Raw genomic sequence first — 17,024 nt, forward strand, 5'->3', positions numbered from 1 at the left:
CTACCTTTCTTAAAGCGACGAGTATTTCTTGCGCAGACGCTGACGGATCAGCTCGGCGAGGGTGTTCATGATGAAAGTGAACAGCAGCAGCACCAGCGCCGAGAGGAACAGCACGCGGTAATGACTGCCGCCCACTTCCGACTCGGGCATTTCCACTGCGACGTTGGCTGCGAGCGTTCGCAGGCCTTCGAACAGGTTCATTTCCATGACCGGGGTGTTACCAGTGGCCATCAGCACGATCATGGTTTCACCCACCGCACGGCCCATGCCGATCATCAGCGCCGAGAAAATCCCTGGGCTGGCGGTCAGCAACACGACGCGGGTCATGGTTTGCCATGGCGTAGCGCCCAGGGCCAGGGAACCCAGGGTCAGGCCCCGCGGCACACTGAACACGGCGTCTTCGGCGATGGAGTAGATGTTCGGGATCACTGCAAAACCCATGGCCAGGCCGACAACCAGGGCGTTGCGCTGGTCGTAGGTGATGCCCAGGTCGTGGGAGATCCACATGCGCATGTCGCCACCGAAGAACCAGGTTTCCAGGTACGGGCTCATGTACAGCGAGAGCCAGCCCACAAACAGGATCACCGGGATCAGGATTGCGCTTTCCCAGCCATCCGGTACCCGCAGGCGGATCGACTCAGGCAACCGGCTGAAGATGAAGCCGGCCAGCAGGATGCCAATCGGCAGCAACATCAGCAGGCTGAAAATCCCCGGCAGGTGGCCTTCGACATACGGCGCCAGGAACAGGCCGGCGAAGAAGCCGAGGATCACGGTTGGCATCGCTTCCATCAGCTCGATCACCGGCTTGACCTTGCGGCGCAGGCTCGGGGCCATGAAGTATGCGGTATAGATTGCCGCGGCAATGGCCAGTGGCGCAGCCAGCAGCATCGCGTAGAACGCGGCCTTGAGCGTACCGAAGGTCAGTGGCGCCAGGCTCATCTTGGGTTCGAAGTCGCTGTTGGCAGCGGTCGATTGCCAGACGTATTTAGGCTCGTCGTAGTTTTCGTACCAGACCTTGCTCCACAACGCGCTCCAGGACACTTCCGGGTGCGGGTTGTCGAGCTCCAGCGGCTGCAGCTTGCCGCCGGCTTCAACGATCACACGGTTGGCCCGTGGCGACATGCCAAAGATGCCCTGGCCTTCGACCACCGGGTCGACCAGCAGGGTACGGTGCGCGGTGCTGTGGAACACACCGAACTTGCCGGAGGCATCGAGGGCGACGAAGCCTTTGCGACGCTCTTCGGCGGTGATTTCAACGATAGGCGTGGTGCCCATCTGGAAGGTGCGGATCTGCTTGAAACGTTGCTCGCCATCCGGGTCGCGGGCCATGAACCACTGGGCCAGGCCACCCTTGGAGTTACCGACGATCAACGAGATACCGCCCACCAACTGGGTGCTGGCGGTGATTTCGGCGTTGCCATCTTCCAACAATTTGTAGCGACCGTTGAGGCTGTTGTCCCGCAGGCTGAACACATCGGCCAGGGCACGGCCGTTGATCACATACAGCCATTGCTGGCGCGGATCGACGAAGATCGCTTTCACTGGCTCAGTCATTTGCGGCAGTTCGATACGCTTCTGCTCGCTGACAACTTCGCCGGTCATCATGTTTTCTTCGCGGCTCACCGACAGCACGTTCAGGTGCGAACCAGCAGAACCGGCAATGATCAGCGAGGTGTCGGTGGCATTGAGGGCCACATGCTCCAGCGGCCGACCGCCGTCATCGAGCACCATCGGCGTTTCGCCGTATGGATATTCGATTTCGGGCGAGATGGTCTTCTTGCCGTCCGGGTAGGTCACTTTATAAGAGTGGCGGAACACCAGGGACTGGCCATTGGACAGGCCGAGGATCACCAGCGGGCTGCCTGGCTGGTCTTCACCGATGGACACCACACTGGCGCCGGCTGGCAGGGCCAGGTCGACACGCTTGAGTTCAGCACCGGTCTCGACACTGAAGAACAATGCCTGGCCCTTGTCGGAAACCCGCATGGCCACCTGGTTCTGTTCTTCCAGCGAGATCAGCAACGGCTTGCCGGCATCCTGCATCCAGGCCGGAGTCAGGGCCTCGCCCTTGGTCAGGCTGGCACCCTGGAACAGCGGCGCGACCACGTAGGCCAGGAAGAAGAAAATCAGGGTGATAGCGCCGAGGACGGCGAGACCGCCGACCAGCACGTACCAACGGGTCAGGCGATCCTTAAGCGCGCGGATGCGGCGCTTGCGTTGCAGCTCAGGCGTATTGAAGTCAATGCGCTTGGGAGGAGAAGTCGTCGTCATGGTGGAATTGGCCAGATCATTCATGCGCACACCCTAGCGATCCTGTATGACAGAAAGATGACAATGCAGTGACGCAAGAAATCCGCCGCATAGCAGGGCTGGCAGCGGACCGAAAAATTAGGAGTTTCTGTAGGAGCGAGCTTGCTCGCGAAAAACGTCAAGGCACCGCGTTGACTCAGGGACGGCGCGTGATCGTTAACGCTTTTCGCGAGCAAGCTCGCTCCTACAGAAAAGGCCGGCTTTACCCGGCCCCGTAGCTTATTTGCCTTCTTTCAGACCCAGGTCAGCCAGTGTCTTTTCGACCACTTTAGCTGGCAGTGGGATGTAGCCGTCCTTGACTACAACTTCCTGGCCCTGCTTGGACAGAACCAGTTTCACGAACTCGGCTTCCAGCGGGGCCAGAGGCTTGTTCGGGGCTTTGTTGATGTACACGTAGAGGAAGCGCGACAGCGGGTACTTGCCGTTCAGGGCGTTCTCTTCGGTGTCTTCGACGAACTCGCCGCCTTCTTTCTTGGCCAGGGCCACGGTTTTCACGCTGGCTGTCTTGTAGCCGATGCCCGAGTAACCGATACCGTTGAGCGAAGAGCTGATGGACTGCACGACCGAAGCCGAGCCTGGCTGTTCGTTGACGTTAGGCTTGTAGTCACCTTTGCACAGGGCTTCTTCCTTGAAGTAGCCGTAGGTGCCGGATACCGAGTTACGACCGAACAGTTGCACTGGCTTGTTGGCCAGGTCACCGGTCACACCCAGGTCGCCCCAGGTCTTGACGTCAGCCTTGGCGCCGCACAGGCGAGTCGACGAGAACACGGCATCGACTTGAGCCATGGTCAGGTGCTTGATCGGGTTGTCTTTGTGTACGAATACAGCCAGGGCGTCCACGGCCACCGGGATAGCAGTCGGCTTGTAGCCGTACTTCTGCTCGAAAGCCTGCAGTTCGTTGTCCTTCATCTTGCGGCTCATCGGGCCCAGGTTAGCGGTGCCTTCGGTGAGTGCAGGCGGCGCGGTGGAAGAACCGGCGGCTTGAATCTGGATGTTGACGTTCGGGTATTCTTTTTTGTAGTTCTCGGCCCACAGAGTCATGAGGTTGGCCAGAGTATCGGAGCCGACACTGGACAGGTTGCCCGATACACCAGAGGTCTTGGTGTAGGGCTTGATCGCAGGGTCAACAGCGGCGACCGCGTTGGCAGTGGCTACGCCAGCAGCGACAAAAGTCATTGCCGCCATCAAACGCTTCAGTTTCATGCCTTACTCCTAGCAGATAGGGATAGTTGGATCGGGGCCAAGTATCGGTAGGCCGTGTGAACACTCTATGTCTGGAATATGACAATTAGATGAAAGGCCAGTATTGGCAGCGCAAGTGGACACGGGAGAGGAGCTGAGTAAATGCGGGGGCGAGGCGAGGAATTGCGGTAATTCAGAAACACTCTGTAAACGTTGACTGCCTACAACACCTTGCCGGCGATGGAGCCCTTGAGTCGTACGCTGACCAAGGGACGCCATCGCCGGCAAGCCGGCGCCTACAGGTTCAGCGCCCGCGCTTCCACAGGTACCCGCCCACGAACATCCCCATCACACAGAGGATGGCAACGTAGTAAGCCGGGCCCATCGGGCTTTCTTTCATCAGCAGCGATACCACCAGCGGCGTCAGACCACCGAACACGGCGTAGGCAACGTTGTAGGAAAACGACAGGCCGCTGAAACGCACTACCGGCGGGAAGGCCTTGACCATCACGTAGGGCACCACGCCAATGGTGCCGACAAACAAACCAGTCAAGGCATACAGCGGGAACAGCCAGTCCGGGTGATCCAGCAGGCTGTGATACAGCGTCCACGAGGTCGCGAGCAGCAACGCGCAACCGGCGACCAGCACACGGCCCGCACCAAAACGGTCAGCCAGCGCGCCGGACGCGATACAGCCAAAGCTCAAGGTGACGATCGCCAGGCTGTTGGCCTGCAACGACACCGTCGGGCTGAAGTGGTAGATGGTCTGCAGCACCGTCGGAGTCATCAGGATGACAACGACAATGCCGGCCGACAGCAACCACGTCAGCAACATCGACAGCACGATGGCGCCACGGTGGTCGCGCAATACCGCACGCAACGGCAACTCGGCCGCCAGGGTCTTGCGCTGCTGCATCTCGGCGAAGATCGGCGTTTCGTGCAACCAACGGCGCAGGTACACCGAAAACAGGCCGAATACACCGCCCAACAGGAACGGAATCCGCCAGGCGTAATCGGAGACCTGCTCCGGGGTGTAGGCCGTATTGATCGCGGTGGCGACCAGCGAGCCCAGCAAAATCCCGCCGGTCAGGCCGCTGGTCAGGGTGCCGCAGGCGTAGCCGATATGCCGTGGCGGTACGTGCTCGGACACAAACACCCACGCCCCCGGCACTTCGCCACCAATCGCCGCACCCTGGATCACGCGCATCAGCAGCAACAGGATCGGTGCCCACAGGCCAATCTGCGCGTAGGTTGGCAGCAGGCCCATGATCAGGGTCGGTACGGCCATCATGAAGATGCTCAGGGTGAACATCTTCTTGCGCCCCAGCAGGTCGCCGAAGTGCGCCATGATGATCCCGCCCAGCGGCCGCGCCAGGTAGCCGGCGGCGAAGATGCCGAAGGTCTGCATCATGCGCAGCCATTCAGGCATGTCGGCGGGGAAGAACAGCTTCCCGACCACCGTGGCGAAGAACACGAAGATGATGAAGTCGTAGAACTCCAGCGCACCGCCCAGGGCGGACAGCGACAGGGTCTTGTAATCGTTGCGGTTCAGCGGGCGGGCGGGCGGCGCAATGCTTGAAGGCACTGTGGTCATGGCAAGGCTTCTCTTATTAGGTCAGATCAGGAATCCGCAACGGCTTGGGTTTGGCCCGGCAGGTCCGGCAAGATAGCAAATTGCCCGGAAAAGCACAGTCTAAACGCCTGCACGGCGGTTGGCGCCAACTCGCAAAGTCACCCCCTTGCGAGGCCCGCCCGTTCCCTCTTCGAATTATTGTCGGGGACCGAAAACGCCAACAAATACTGGGGCGCCGGGTTCAAAATAAACAATGGTCAAACCCCTCAAGTTGCATGACTGTTTTGGCCATTTTATTGACGCCTGCCAAACCCTGTAGATAGATGTACAAAATCAGGACCCGGTGGTCGTCGTGCAGGCTATCGACCGATATACTCCCCACCTTGCACCGGCCTAGCAGTGGAAGTTGCGCGAAAACGTCGTTGGCACCGGCCAGCCGATTTCGCAGAGTTTCCCTTCAGGCGCCTTTCGAAAAACGTGACGAACGTAGTATGTTCGGGGCTGAATCGTTTTTCCAAGACGGCTATTCACCGATTACATATTCCAAGAGTCACGGGTCAGAGGCACCCCCGGCATGATCGAACTCGAACAAGAAGATCCTATCCCGCAAGGCGATCTCGCCCTGCAAATCACCGCACTTCCCCGTGAAACCAACGGTTTCGGCGATATTTTCGGCGGCTGGCTAGTCGCGCAGATGGACCTGGCCGGCACGGCAATGGCCAGCAAGGTCGCCGGCGGCCGCGTGGCTACCGTGGCGATCGATCGCATGGCGTTCCTGGTTCCGGTGGCGGTGGGCGCGCAGTTGTCCTTCTACACCCAGGCCCTGGAAATCGGCCGCAGCTCGATCCAGATGATGGTCGAAGTGTGGAGCGATGACCCGCTGTCCAGCGAATGGCGCAAAGTCACCGAGGCGGTGTTTGTGTTCGTCGCCATTGATGGCAGCGGTCGCACCCGCTCGGTTCCGTCACGGGCGCGTTAAACCTCACGGCGGTTTGACGGTCCATTGCCCCATTGCCTGTCATTAAGAGAGCCCTGTATGCCTACGCCCCACGTTGAAACCGTGAAAATGGATGAGCTGGACTGCTGGCGCATCCGCCACAACGGCGCCGAAGTGCTGGTGGCCCAACAGGGTGCGCACGTCTTCAGTTACCAGCCGGCCGACGCAAAACCGGTGATCTGGCCCAACGACAAGGCGGTGTTCAAGCAAGGCAAAGGCATCCGTACCGGCGTGCCGGTGTGCTGGCCGTGGTTTGGTGTATTCGAGCGCAACCCGCAAAGCGTCAAGGCGATGCGCCAGAGCGACCAGCCGGCCGGCGCCCATGGCTTTGCGCGTACCGCCATCTGGACCTTGGTCGGCGTGCAAGACAATCGGGTTGAATTGGCGCTCATTGCGCCAGCGGGCGGTTTCCCTGGCTGGCCGCATCAGGTCGATCTGAACATGAGCCTGCTGCTGGACGAGCAACTGCATATCCGCCTGACCAGCCACAACCGTGGCACCGACACGGTGACGATCAGCCAGGCGCTGCACAGCTACTTCGCCGTCAGCGATGTGCGCAACGTGCAGGTCGAAGGCCTGGATGGGCTGGACTATATCGATACCGCCGACGGTTGGGCGACCAAGAAGCAATCGGGCCTCCTGCACTTCACTGCCGAGACCGACCGCATCTACCTCGACACCCCAGCCCAATTGAACATCGTGGATAAAGACTGGCAGCGGCGTATCCAGCTCAACAGCGAAGGGTCGAAATCGACGGTGATCTGGAACCCCTGGACTGAACGCGCCAAGGCTTTCGATGACATGGCCGACGATGGCTGGCAGGGCATGCTGTGCATCGAGACGGCCAATGTGCTGGACGATGCAGTGGTGCTGGCACCGGGTGCGAGCCACACCATGGGCGTGAGCATCGCCAACCTGCCCCTGTAGACCCAATGTGGGAGCGGGCTTGCCCGCGATAGCGGTGGGTCAGATACACCGCCATCGCGAGCAAGCCCGCTCCCACAGGGGGGGATTTGTGGCGCTGGTTACAGGTCCGACTCCTGCACCACCCGCACCACACCCGCATCCAGCGCATACGCCGCATCCGCCAGGTCGTTGTTGACTGTCTCCACCTTCAACGTGCCGGTGACCCACAACGGCGTGTAGATATCATCGAGCTTCAGGCCCTTGGGATAGCGCACCAACACCAACTGGTTGGGCGGTGGTGGCGGCACGTGGATGCAGGCGCCCGGGTACGGCACCAGGAAGAACAAGGTACTGCGGCCCTTGGCATCGGTTTCCAGGGGCACCGGATAGCCACCCAGACGGATGTGCTTGCCATTCATGGCGCCCACGGTCTTGGTCGAATACATCACGGCCGGCAAGCCCTTGCTCTGCTTCAAGCCACCCTTTTCGGTAAAGGTGCCCAGGGCCTCTGGGGAGTTGTGGTCGATATCCGGCATTTGTTCGAGGGCTTTCTGGTCTGACTTGGGCATCAGTTCCAGCCAGTCGGTTTCCGGCAGCTCAGCGGCGTGGGCCAGGCTTGAACCCAGCAAAAGGACAGTCAACAGGAGGCGGCGCATGAAGGTGGCTCGGCAAATAAGAACAGTGCCGGCATTCTAGCCCCCTGCGCCTGCGCAGCGCAGAGGGCTTGTCGCTAAATCACTTCTTTTTCAGCAGACCGTAGATCACCAGCAACACAATGGCACCTACCAACGCGCCAATGAAGCCTGCGCCCTGGCCTGCCTGGTAGATACCCAGCGCCTGGCCACCATAGGTCGCCGCCAGGGAGCCGGCGATACCCAGCAGGATGGTCATGATCCAGCCCATGCTGTCGTCGCCTGGTTTCAGGAAACGCGCCAGCAGGCCGACGATCAAACCGATAAAGATGGTCCCAATGATACCCATGGCATTTCCCTCTGAATGAAAGTTAGCTGAAGCCTAGTCAGACTTTGGCATCCTGCAATCAGAGGATGGCGGTCACCAATGGTTCCCGCCGCCCCCAGGGTTATTGCGCAGCGATCAGCGCCTGGACCTTGGCGATTTGCGCATCAAGCGTCGCGCGGTCCTTGCAACGCAGGTTGGCGTGACCGACCTTGCGCCCGACCTTGAAAGCCTTGCCATAGTGATGCAGGTGGCAGTCATCAATCGCAATGACCTGCTCAACCGGCGGCACCACGCCAATGAAGTTGAGCATCGCGCTCTCGCCGACCTTGGCCGTGGAACCCAGTGGCAAGCCCGCTACCGCCCGCAGGTGGTTTTCGAACTGGCTGCACTCAGCGCCTTCGGTGGTCCAGTGCCCGGAGTTGTGCACGCGCGGGGCGATTTCGTTGGCCTTGAGGCCACCGTCGACTTCAAAGAACTCGAACGCCATCACGCCGACATAATCCAGTTGCTTCAATACGCGGCTGGAATAGTCTTCGGCCAGGGCCTGCAACGGGTGATCGGTGCTGGCCACGGACAACTTGAGGATGCCGCTGTCGTGGGTGTTGTGCACCAACGGGTAGAAGCGGGTTTCGCCATCACGGGCGCGTACGGCCACCAGCGAGACTTCGCCGGTGAACGGCACAAAGCCTTCCAGCAGGCAGGCGACGCTGCCCAGCTCGGCGAACGTGCCGACCACATCGGCTTCGGTGCGCAAGACTTTCTGGCCCTTGCCGTCATAACCCAGGGTGCGGGTTTTCAGCACGGCCGGCAGGCCGATGCTGGCGACGGCAGCATCCAGGTCCGCCTGGGACTGGATATCGGCGAACGCCGGGGTCGGAATGCCCAGGTCCTTGAACATGCTCTTTTCGAACCAGCGGTCACGGGCAATGCGCAGCGCTTCGGCGCTCGGGTACACCGGCACGAATTGCGACAGGAACGCCACGGTTTCAGCCGGCACGCTTTCGAACTCGAAGGTCACTAGGTCGACTTCATCGGCCAGTTGGCGCAAATGGTCTGGGTCGCTGTAGTCCGCCCGCAGGTGTTCGCCCAGGGCCGCCGCACAGGCGTCCGGCGCCGGATCAAGAAACGCGAAGTTCATCCCCAGCGGAGTGCCCGCCAAGGCCAGCATGCGACCCAGTTGGCCGCCACCGATTACACCGATTTTCATCAATCAACAACCTCAGGCGATGCGTGGGTCTGGATTGTCCAGGACGCTGTCAGTCTGTTCGGCGCGGAATTTCTTCAGGGCCGCGTGGAACTGTGGATGCTTGGCGCCCAGGATACTGGCAGCCAGCAATGCCGCGTTGATCGCACCAGCCTTGCCGATCGCCAGGGTCGCTACCGGAATCCCGGCGGGCATCTGCACGATGGACAACAGCGAATCCACGCCCGAGAGCATCGACGACTGCACCGGCACACCGAGCACCGGCAAGTGGGTCTTGGCCGCACACATGCCCGGCAAGTGGGCGGCGCCACCGGCACCGGCGATAATCACCTCGATGCCACGGGATTCTGCTTCATCGGCATACTGGAACAGCAGGTCTGGCGTGCGGTGGGCAGAGACCACCTTCACTTCAAACGCAATGCCGAGCTTTTCCAGCATATCGGCGGTGTGGCTAAGGGTGGACCAATCGGACTTGGAGCCCATGATCACGCCAACCAATGCACTCATCGTCGTGCCTCTTCTCTCTGGGCGCCCGCAGGCGCGTCAAAAAACAACAAGCCACGCGGGAAATCCGGCGTGGCTTGTTGTACGAATTAAGGCCGGTTGGACCGGCCGAAGGCCGCGCAGTATACCGTAATAATGCAGATAAACAGCCCCTTGGGTGACCATCTGTCTTACACCTCAAACAGGCGGTTTTATTGACTTCCAGGTCAGCGAAAACACCACAAAATACTGTGGGAGCTGGCTTGCCTGCGATGGCGGAGGGTCAGTGCCTGAAATGTCAGCTGATACACCGCTATCGCAGGCAAGCCAGCTCCCACATTTAACCGCGCTCAGCCGCCGGGGACTGCGCCGCGCCGCCTTCCAGCTTGCGCCACAACAACCGCACGTTGGCCTTGCGCACCAACGCGCAGCGATACAGGCGAATCTCCAGCGGCACATGCCACTGCGCCCCGCCGCACACCACCAGCTCGCCGCGCGCCAGTTCGGCGCGCACGCTCAACTGTGGCACCCAGGCAATTCCCAATCCTTCCAGGGCCATGCTTTTCAGGCTATCGGCCATCGCGGTTTCGTAAATCGTGGTGAAGCGCAGGGCACGTTGGCGCAAGAGCAGATTGACCGAGCGCCCGAGAAACGCACCCGCACTGTAGGCCAGCAGCGGCACACTGCCCTCGCCCTCCAGGTCAAACAACGGCTTGCCATCGGCATCGGCGGCGCATACCGGGAGCATTTCGGTGTTGCCCAGGTGCAACGACGGGAAAATGTCCGGGTCCATCTGCATCGCCGCATCCGGGTCGTAGAACGCCAGCATCAGGTCGCACCCGCCTTCGCGAAGGGCATGCACGGCGTCGCCGACGTTGGTGGCCACCAGACGTGTGGCGATGTTCAGCCCTTCGTTGCGCAATTGCGCGATCCAGCGAGGGAAAAAGCCCAACGCCAGGGAGTGAGCGGCAGCCACTTGCATGACTTCGCCCTGGCCACCTTCCAAATGATGCAAATGGCGCAGTACTTCGCCCAATTGCTCGACCACCGTGCGCGCGGTGACCAAAAACAACTGCCCCGCCGCAGTCAGTTCGACGGGCGTGCGTGAACGGTTGACCAACGTCAGCCCCAGGGCCGCCTCGAGGCTGCGGATGCGTCGACTGAAGGCCGGCTGGGTGACGAAGCGCCGCTCCGCTGCCTGGGAGAAGCTGCGGGTGGCCGCCAGGGCGCTAAAGTCTTCCAGCCATTTGCTTTCAAGGTTCATCTGATTCTCCAGGGCATGCACCATTTTGGCACACACGCCCGCCATGATAACCGGGTCACATCAACATTATGCCGTTTGTGCATAGGCCAGTGCTTAATAGCATTGGCCCAAAAACTCCCACAAGCCTAGCATTCACAGCGTTCCGGCCTAGCCTGGGTCCATATCGAGATGATTTCCGTCATGTCCTCCGCTGCATCATTCCGCACAGAAAAAGACCTGCTTGGCGTACTTGAAGTACCTGCTCAAGCGTATTACGGCATCCAGACCCTGCGAGCCGTGAATAACTTCCGTCTCTCCGGCGTTCCGATTTCGCATTACCCGAAATTGGTGGTCGGTCTGGCAATGGTCAAGCAAGCCGCCGCAGATGCCAACCGCGAGTTGGGCCAGCTCAGCGAAGCCAAGCACGCTGCCATCAGCGAAGCCTGCGCCCGCCTGATCCGCGGTGACTTCCACGAAGAGTTCGTGGTGGACATGATTCAAGGCGGCGCTGGCACTTCAACCAACATGAATGCCAACGAAGTCATCGCCAACATCGCGTTGGAGGCCATGGGCCACAACAAGGGCGAATACCAATACCTGCACCCCAACAACGACGTGAACATGGCGCAGTCGACCAACGACGCCTACCCGACCGCGATCCGCCTGGGTTTGCTGTTGGGCCATGACGCGCTGCTGGCCAGCCTCGACAGCCTGATCCAGGCGTTCGCCGCCAAAGGTGTCGAGTTCGGCCACGTCCTGAAAATGGGCCGCACCCAACTGCAAGACGCCGTGCCGATGACCCTCGGCCAGGAATTCCGCGCCTTCGCCACCACCCTGGGTGAAGACCTGGCACGCCTCAAAACCCTGGCTCCGGAGCTGCTGACCGAAGTCAACCTGGGCGGCACCGCCATCGGTACCGGCATCAACGCCGACCCGCGCTACCAGGCCCTGGCCGTACAACGCCTGGCCACCATCAGCGGCCAGCCGCTGGTACCGGCGGCCGACCTGATCGAAGCCACCTCCGACATGGGCGCTTTCGTGCTGTTCTCCGGCATGCTCAAGCGTACCGCGGTGAAGCTGTCGAAGATCTGCAACGACCTGCGCCTGCTGTCCAGCGGCCCACGCACCGGGATCAACGAGATCAACCTGCCAGCGCGTCAGCCAGGCAGCTCGATCATGCCCGGCAAGGTCAACCCGGTGATCCCGGAAGCCGTGAACCAGGTAGCGTTCCAGGTCATCGGTAACGACCTGGCCCTGACCATGGCGGCCGAAGGCGGCCAACTGCAGCTGAACGTGATGGAGCCGCTGATCGCTTTCAAGATCTTCGACTCGATCCGCCTGCTGCAACGCGCCATGGACATGCTGCGCGAGCACTGCATCGTCGGCATCACCGCCAACGAAGCCCGCTGCCGCGAACTGGTGGAGCACTCCATCGGCCTGGTCACTGCGCTGAACCCGTACATCGGCTATGAAAACGCCACCCGCATCGCGCGTATCGCCCTTGAAAGCGGCCGCGGCGTGCTGGAACTGGTGCGCGAAGAAGGCTTGCTCGACGACGCCATGCTCGACGACATCCTGCGCCCGGAAAACATGATTGCCCCGCGTCTGGTGCCTTTGAAGGCCTGAACGCATGTAGCACCGCTCACCAGGTTGAGGGACTAGACACCTCTCACCCTTTTGAGGGCTTGAAGACTTGCTCTTCAGGCCCTTTTTTTTGCTTTTTTTTAACGCCTGCCCCCTGTAGGCGCGAGCTTGGCTCCGGGCGGCGTTCCGACGAAAAACCCGAGACCGCCGCGCTTATCCAGGAAGCCCGCGTTTTCGTTAACGTTCTTCGCGAGCGAGCTCGCTCCTACAACTACCTATATAGAAACGCACAGCTGCGTTTTATATATAAAACAAATAAGCCCCTTCGTAACTTCTCCGCGTTACCCGAAAAAGCACCGAGTTCTCGCAACTTCCCAAAACATGCCCGGGCAGTGTGCAATTTCGTGCCATATAAGAACCAACGTTTCATATATGAAACATTAAGCCTGCAACTATTTATATCCAAACAACTGATATCAAAAGACATTTACTAAAAAACTGTAGGAAATAACCCCCTGGCATTGTTCATGCACTAAACGGCGTATCACCTATAAAACAGACCAGAGAACCTACCTGATGGCTGTGAAAGAGATGTACGCCGTGACGCCCCAATGGAATAACCCCGCTCTCAAGGAGGAGCTGGAGCCGACTGAAATTGAATTTCGCAATGTCGGTAAATGTTTCCCGGCCAAGGGTAAAGCGGACGCGCCCTTCGCCATTCGCGAGGTGAACTTCAAGATTCGCCGGGGTGAAGTGGTGTCGATCATCGGCCCATCCGGTTGTGGCAAGAGCACCATTTTGAATATGGGCTCGGGCCTGTACCGGCCCAGCGAAGGTGAAGTGTTCGTCGGTGGCGAGCCGGTCACCGGGCCCGTGCCGCAGGTCGCGTTCATGTTGCAAAAGGATCTGCTGATGCCTTGGCGCAGCATCCGCCGCAACGTGGAGCTGGGCCTGGAGATCCAGGGCGTGCCCGCCGCCACCCGGCAGAAGGTGGCCCTGGACCTGCTCGACCGCTGCCACCTCAACGGTTACGCCGATCACTACCCGTTCCAGCTCTCCGGCGGCATGCGCCAGCGCGCCGCCCTGGCTCGCACCCTGGCCATCGACCCACAGGTGCTGTTCCTCGACGAGCCGTTCTCGGCCCTCGATGCCCAGACCAAGATGATCCTGCAACAGGACATGGCACGGATGCTGTTCGACGAAAAGAAGACCGCCCTGTTCATCACCCATGACCTGATCGAAGGCATCGCCATGTCCGACCGCTTGCTGGTCATGAGCGCGCGCCCCGGCACGATCATCGAAGAAATCAGCATTGACCTGCCGTTTCGCGACAACCCCCTGGAGCGCCGCAAGCTGCCGGAAATCGGCCCGCTGGTAGGCCGCCTGATGGAGTTGCTCCAGGTCGGCGCCGACACCGAACTGCACTGATCACCGCCCTCGCGGCCCCCAACCGATTCAGGAGTCCCCATGCTCAAGTCTCTGTTTCAACGTCTTTGCGCCCTCAGCCTGGGCCTCGGTATGGCCTGCGCCGCCCAGGCACAGCCGACCAAGGTCACTTACCTGCTGCCGGCGCCGCCCAACTCGCCCGCGTTCGCACCGTGGATCATCGCCAAAGAAAAGGGCTACTACACCGCCCAGAACCTGGACCTGACCTTTATCGCCGCCAAAGGTGGCGTGGACGTGGCCAAGCAGATCGGCGCCGGTAACGCGCTGATCGGCGGCGCCATCGGTGACACGCCGATCGTGGTGCGGGCCAATGGCATCCCGGTGCGCGCCGTGGCGGTGCTGGGTGACGGCGGGGTGACGATGATCGCCACCAATGCCAAGGACAACATCAACAGCATCAGCGACCTCAAGGGCAAGACCATGACGGTGATGTCGTACTCCGACACCACTTACTACGCCCTGCTCGCCTCGCTGCGCAAAGCCGGGCTGGGCAAGAACGACGTGGACATCCAGGCCGCCGGCCCCGCCGGGGTCTGGCAGCTGTTCTCCGCCAACAAGGCCCAGGCCATGGCCGGCGTACCGGACTGGGTGATCAATGCCCAGGAAGCCGGGGTGCAGATCAAGCTGATCCCCCAGGACCAGATCTTCGAAAGCATGGCCCAGGCGATTCTCGCCTCTGACGACGCCATCAAGAACCAGCCCCAGGTTGTGCGCGGCGTGGTGCAGGGCACCCTACAAGGCATGCGCGACATCATCCAGGACCCGCGCGCCGCCGCCGTGACCTTCGCCAAGGCGGTACCGGCCTACGCCGGCAAGGAAGACTCGCTGGAGAAGATCTTCAAGCTCTACGTCGAACACGTCTACGCCAAGCAAGCCGTGCTCGGCCACATCGATCCGGAGCATCTGGACAAGGTGCGCCAGTTCTATGTCAGCGAAGGCATCGTCACCCAGGCGACCCCGCTTGAAGAGCTCTTCACCAACCAATTCGTCGACAGCCCGGTCGCCGCACAGTGAAGCACCGGGACATTGAGGTACGCACACGATGAAAAACAACAACTCCGTGCTCGGTAGCGTCGCGCTGCTGATCCTGTTCCTGGTGCTGTGGCAATGGGGTCCGGGCCTGCTCGGCATGCCCGAGTTCGTCATGCCCAAACTCAGCCGCGTGGCCCAGGAAAGCCTGGTGATGTGGCAAACCGGCGGCCTGCTGCAACACACCCTGATCACCGCCCTGGAGATCGTCGTCGGCTTCGCCCTCGGCGCCCTGCTGGGGGTGATGATCGGTGTCTCGCTGGGCCTGTCGCCGGCCGCCGAAGCCATGTTGTCGCCGTACATCCTGGCGTTGCAGATCGCCCCCAAAGTCGCCTTTGCGCCGCTGTTCGTGATGTGGCTGGGCTACACCATCTACCCGAAGATCCTGATCGCCATCCTGATTGTGTTTTTCCCGGTGATGATCAACGTGCTCTCGGCGATCCGCACCGTCGACCCGGACATGATCAACCTGGTACGCACCATGAACGCCAGCCGCTGGCAGATCTTCCGCCTGGTGGAGTTCCCGTCGGCCATGGCCGCACTGTTTTCCGGCCTGCGTATCGCCTCGACCCTGGCGGTGATTGGCGTCACCGTCGGTGAGTTGGTGGGCGGCAACCAGGGCCTGGGCTTCTTGCTGGTGGACGCCGAGGGCCAGGGCAACACCGCCGGGGTGTTCGTCGCCATTGTGGCGCTGACCCTGATTGGGGTGATTGCCTACGGTGCGGTGGTGTGGGCGGAAAAACGCGTCCTGCACTACATGCCCAAAGCCATGTTGAGCACTCAATGATGAGCGGCCATGACCTTTTGCTTGCAGGCCGCCGCGTGCTGGTCACCGGCGGTGCCCGTGGCCTGGGCTATGCCTTTGCCCAGGCCATCGGCCAGGCCGGCGCCCGTGTGGTGATCGCCGATGTGCTGCACGAACGTGTGCAGCAGGCCGCCGCCGAATTACGAGCGCTGGGCCTGGACGTACAGGCCGTGACGGTGGACCTGGCACAACCCGCATCGATCCAGGCCTGTATCGACGCGACGATCAGCCTGCTCGGCGGCCTCGACGGCCTGGTCAACAACGCCTCGATCACCAACTCCGGCGGCAAGAGCTGCGAAGAGCTGAGCATCGACACCTGGGACCAGGTGATGCAAGTCAACGTGCGCGGCACCTGGCTGATGACCACCGCCTGCCTGCCGGCCCTGCGCGACAGCGGTCAGGGCGCCATCGTCAACCTGGCCTCGGACACCCCGCTGTGGGGCGCGCCGAACCTGTTGGCGTATGTCGCCAGCAAAGGCGCAATCATCGCCATGACCCGCAGCCTGGCGCGGGAACTGGGCAACGACAACATCACCGTCAACGCCATCGCCCCCGGCCTGGTGCTGGTGGAAGCCACCGCCTACGTGCCCGAGGCGCGCCACCGTTTGTACAACGACCAGCGGGCCCTGCAGCGCCCGCAATTGCCCGAAGACGTCAGCGGCGCCGTGCTGTTCGCGCTGTCCGACCTTGCCCGCTTTATCACTGGACAAACCCTGCCGGTCAACGGCGGGTTCGTCATGCCTTGATCTGGAGACTGTCATGACTGATCTATCTGCCCAAAACGACACCCCAAAAAGCTGGGATCGCCCTGCCGGCGCCAGCCTGGAAAGCTGGATGAGCACGCGTATCGCCCGCTACGAGACGCGCAAGTACGACTGGGATGCGCTGAAGTTCCAGGCCGACTACGACCCCAAGTTCCGCCGCGCGCAAATGCGCTACATCGGCACCGGCGGTACCGGCATCAGCACCGACATGAACACCATCCCGTCGGAGCACTTCACCTTTTCCACCATGGTCATCCCGGCCGGCCACGAGGGCCCACCACACCTGCACATTGACGTCGAAGAAGTGTTCTTCGTGCTGCGCGGCAAACTCAAAGTGGTGCTGGAAAAGGACGGCGAGCGTTTCGAAACCATCCTCACCGACCGTGACGTGATTTCCGTGCCGCCTGGCGTGTACCGCGAAGAGATCAACATCGGCGACGAAGACGCGCTGATGTGCGTGATGCTCGGCGCGAAAAAGCCGATCACCCCGACCTATCCGCCAGAGCACCCTCTGGCCTCGATCAAGCGCGGGTAAGCC

At 61.1% G+C, this 17,024-nt stretch carries 16 protein-coding genes; 8 read left to right on the plus strand and 8 right to left on the minus strand.

The features are described 5' to 3' along the window. Positions 1-9 precede the first annotated feature (9 nt). The 3 genes from C5F71_RS12305 to C5F71_RS12320 form a co-directional block, all read right to left on the minus strand. Positions 10-2,043 (minus strand): ABC transporter permease subunit, encoded by a 2,034-nt coding sequence (locus C5F71_RS12305; protein WP_169877567.1) that lies wholly within the window; start codon positions 2,041-2,043, stop codon positions 10-12. Positions 2,044-2,529: 486 nt separating this feature from the next. Further along, on the minus strand, positions 2,530-3,513 hold the full coding sequence (locus C5F71_RS12315) for a phosphate ABC transporter substrate-binding protein PstS (RefSeq protein WP_029289939.1): 984 nt from the start codon (positions 3,511-3,513) through the stop codon (positions 2,530-2,532). A gap of 283 nt (positions 3,514-3,796) precedes the next feature. Beyond that, positions 3,797-5,077, minus strand: a complete 1,281-nt coding sequence (locus tag C5F71_RS12320) for an MFS transporter (protein ID WP_177410432.1) — start codon at positions 5,075-5,077, stop codon at positions 3,797-3,799. Positions 5,078-5,639: 562 nt separating this feature from the next. Here C5F71_RS12320 and C5F71_RS12325 point away from each other — a divergent pair. Both C5F71_RS12325 and C5F71_RS12330 read left to right on the plus strand, forming a co-directional pair. After that, entirely contained in the window at positions 5,640-6,044 is a 405-nt protein-coding gene (locus C5F71_RS12325; protein WP_003176975.1) for an acyl-CoA thioesterase, read from the plus strand. A gap of 57 nt (positions 6,045-6,101) precedes the next feature. Further along, a complete protein-coding gene (locus C5F71_RS12330; RefSeq protein WP_104911215.1) occupies positions 6,102-6,989 on the plus strand; it encodes a D-hexose-6-phosphate mutarotase in 888 nt (295 codons plus the stop codon). 98 nt (positions 6,990-7,087) lie between these two features. Here C5F71_RS12330 and C5F71_RS12335 read toward each other — a convergent pair whose 3' ends face one another. The 5 genes from C5F71_RS12335 to C5F71_RS12355 all read right to left on the minus strand — a co-directional run bounded on the left by C5F71_RS12335 (position 7,088) and on the right by C5F71_RS12355 (position 10,879). After that, positions 7,088-7,624, minus strand: a complete 537-nt coding sequence (locus C5F71_RS12335; RefSeq protein ID WP_029289947.1) for a DUF3299 domain-containing protein — start codon at positions 7,622-7,624, stop codon at positions 7,088-7,090. A gap of 79 nt (positions 7,625-7,703) precedes the next feature. Further along, on the minus strand, positions 7,704-7,949 hold the full coding sequence (locus tag C5F71_RS12340) for a GlsB/YeaQ/YmgE family stress response membrane protein (RefSeq protein WP_029289950.1): 246 nt from the start codon (positions 7,947-7,949) through the stop codon (positions 7,704-7,706). Positions 7,950-8,049: 100 nt separating this feature from the next. Next, positions 8,050-9,135: a 5-(carboxyamino)imidazole ribonucleotide synthase gene (locus C5F71_RS12345; protein ID WP_092232200.1), complete on the minus strand. Its 1,086-nt coding sequence runs from the start codon at positions 9,133-9,135 to the stop codon at positions 8,050-8,052. A gap of 12 nt (positions 9,136-9,147) precedes the next feature. After that, positions 9,148-9,639 (minus strand): 5-(carboxyamino)imidazole ribonucleotide mutase, encoded by a 492-nt coding sequence (gene purE, locus C5F71_RS12350; protein ID WP_029289954.1) that lies wholly within the window; start codon positions 9,637-9,639, stop codon positions 9,148-9,150. Positions 9,640-9,955: 316 nt separating this feature from the next. Then, complete coding sequence (locus C5F71_RS12355) at positions 9,956-10,879, minus strand: LysR substrate-binding domain-containing protein (protein ID WP_029289957.1); 924 nt, start codon at positions 10,877-10,879, stop codon at positions 9,956-9,958. A gap of 180 nt (positions 10,880-11,059) precedes the next feature. Here C5F71_RS12355 and aspA point away from each other — a divergent pair, with 180 nt between their 5' ends. The 6 genes from aspA (at position 11,060) to C5F71_RS12385 (ending at position 17,021) form a co-directional block, all read left to right on the plus strand. Next, on the plus strand, positions 11,060-12,484 hold the full coding sequence (gene aspA / locus C5F71_RS12360) for an aspartate ammonia-lyase (RefSeq protein WP_038444539.1): 1,425 nt from the start codon (positions 11,060-11,062) through the stop codon (positions 12,482-12,484). 549 nt (positions 12,485-13,033) lie between these two features. Beyond that, positions 13,034-13,870 (plus strand): ABC transporter ATP-binding protein, encoded by an 837-nt coding sequence (locus C5F71_RS12365; RefSeq protein WP_050492657.1) that lies wholly within the window; start codon positions 13,034-13,036, stop codon positions 13,868-13,870. A gap of 39 nt (positions 13,871-13,909) precedes the next feature. Next, positions 13,910-14,902, plus strand: a complete 993-nt coding sequence (locus C5F71_RS12370; RefSeq protein WP_104911216.1) for an ABC transporter substrate-binding protein — start codon at positions 13,910-13,912, stop codon at positions 14,900-14,902. A 28-nt stretch (positions 14,903-14,930) separates the two neighbouring features. Further along, entirely contained in the window at positions 14,931-15,704 is a 774-nt protein-coding gene (locus tag C5F71_RS12375) for an ABC transporter permease (RefSeq protein ID WP_029289965.1), read from the plus strand. After that, the gene (locus C5F71_RS12380; protein ID WP_371923387.1) at positions 15,704-16,468 is read left to right on the plus strand and encodes an SDR family oxidoreductase; all 765 of its coding nucleotides are present in this window, start codon (positions 15,704-15,706) and stop codon (positions 16,466-16,468) included. The genes C5F71_RS12375 and C5F71_RS12380 overlap by 1 nt, the downstream gene beginning before the upstream one ends. A gap of 13 nt (positions 16,469-16,481) precedes the next feature. Further along, entirely contained in the window at positions 16,482-17,021 is a 540-nt protein-coding gene (locus C5F71_RS12385; protein ID WP_029289969.1) for a cupin domain-containing protein, read from the plus strand. Positions 17,022-17,024: the final 3 nt, after the last annotated feature.

Source organism: Pseudomonas sp. LG1D9, assembly GCF_002949995.1.
GTDB classification, from domain to species: domain Bacteria; phylum Pseudomonadota; class Gammaproteobacteria; order Pseudomonadales; family Pseudomonadaceae; genus Aquipseudomonas; species Aquipseudomonas proteolytica.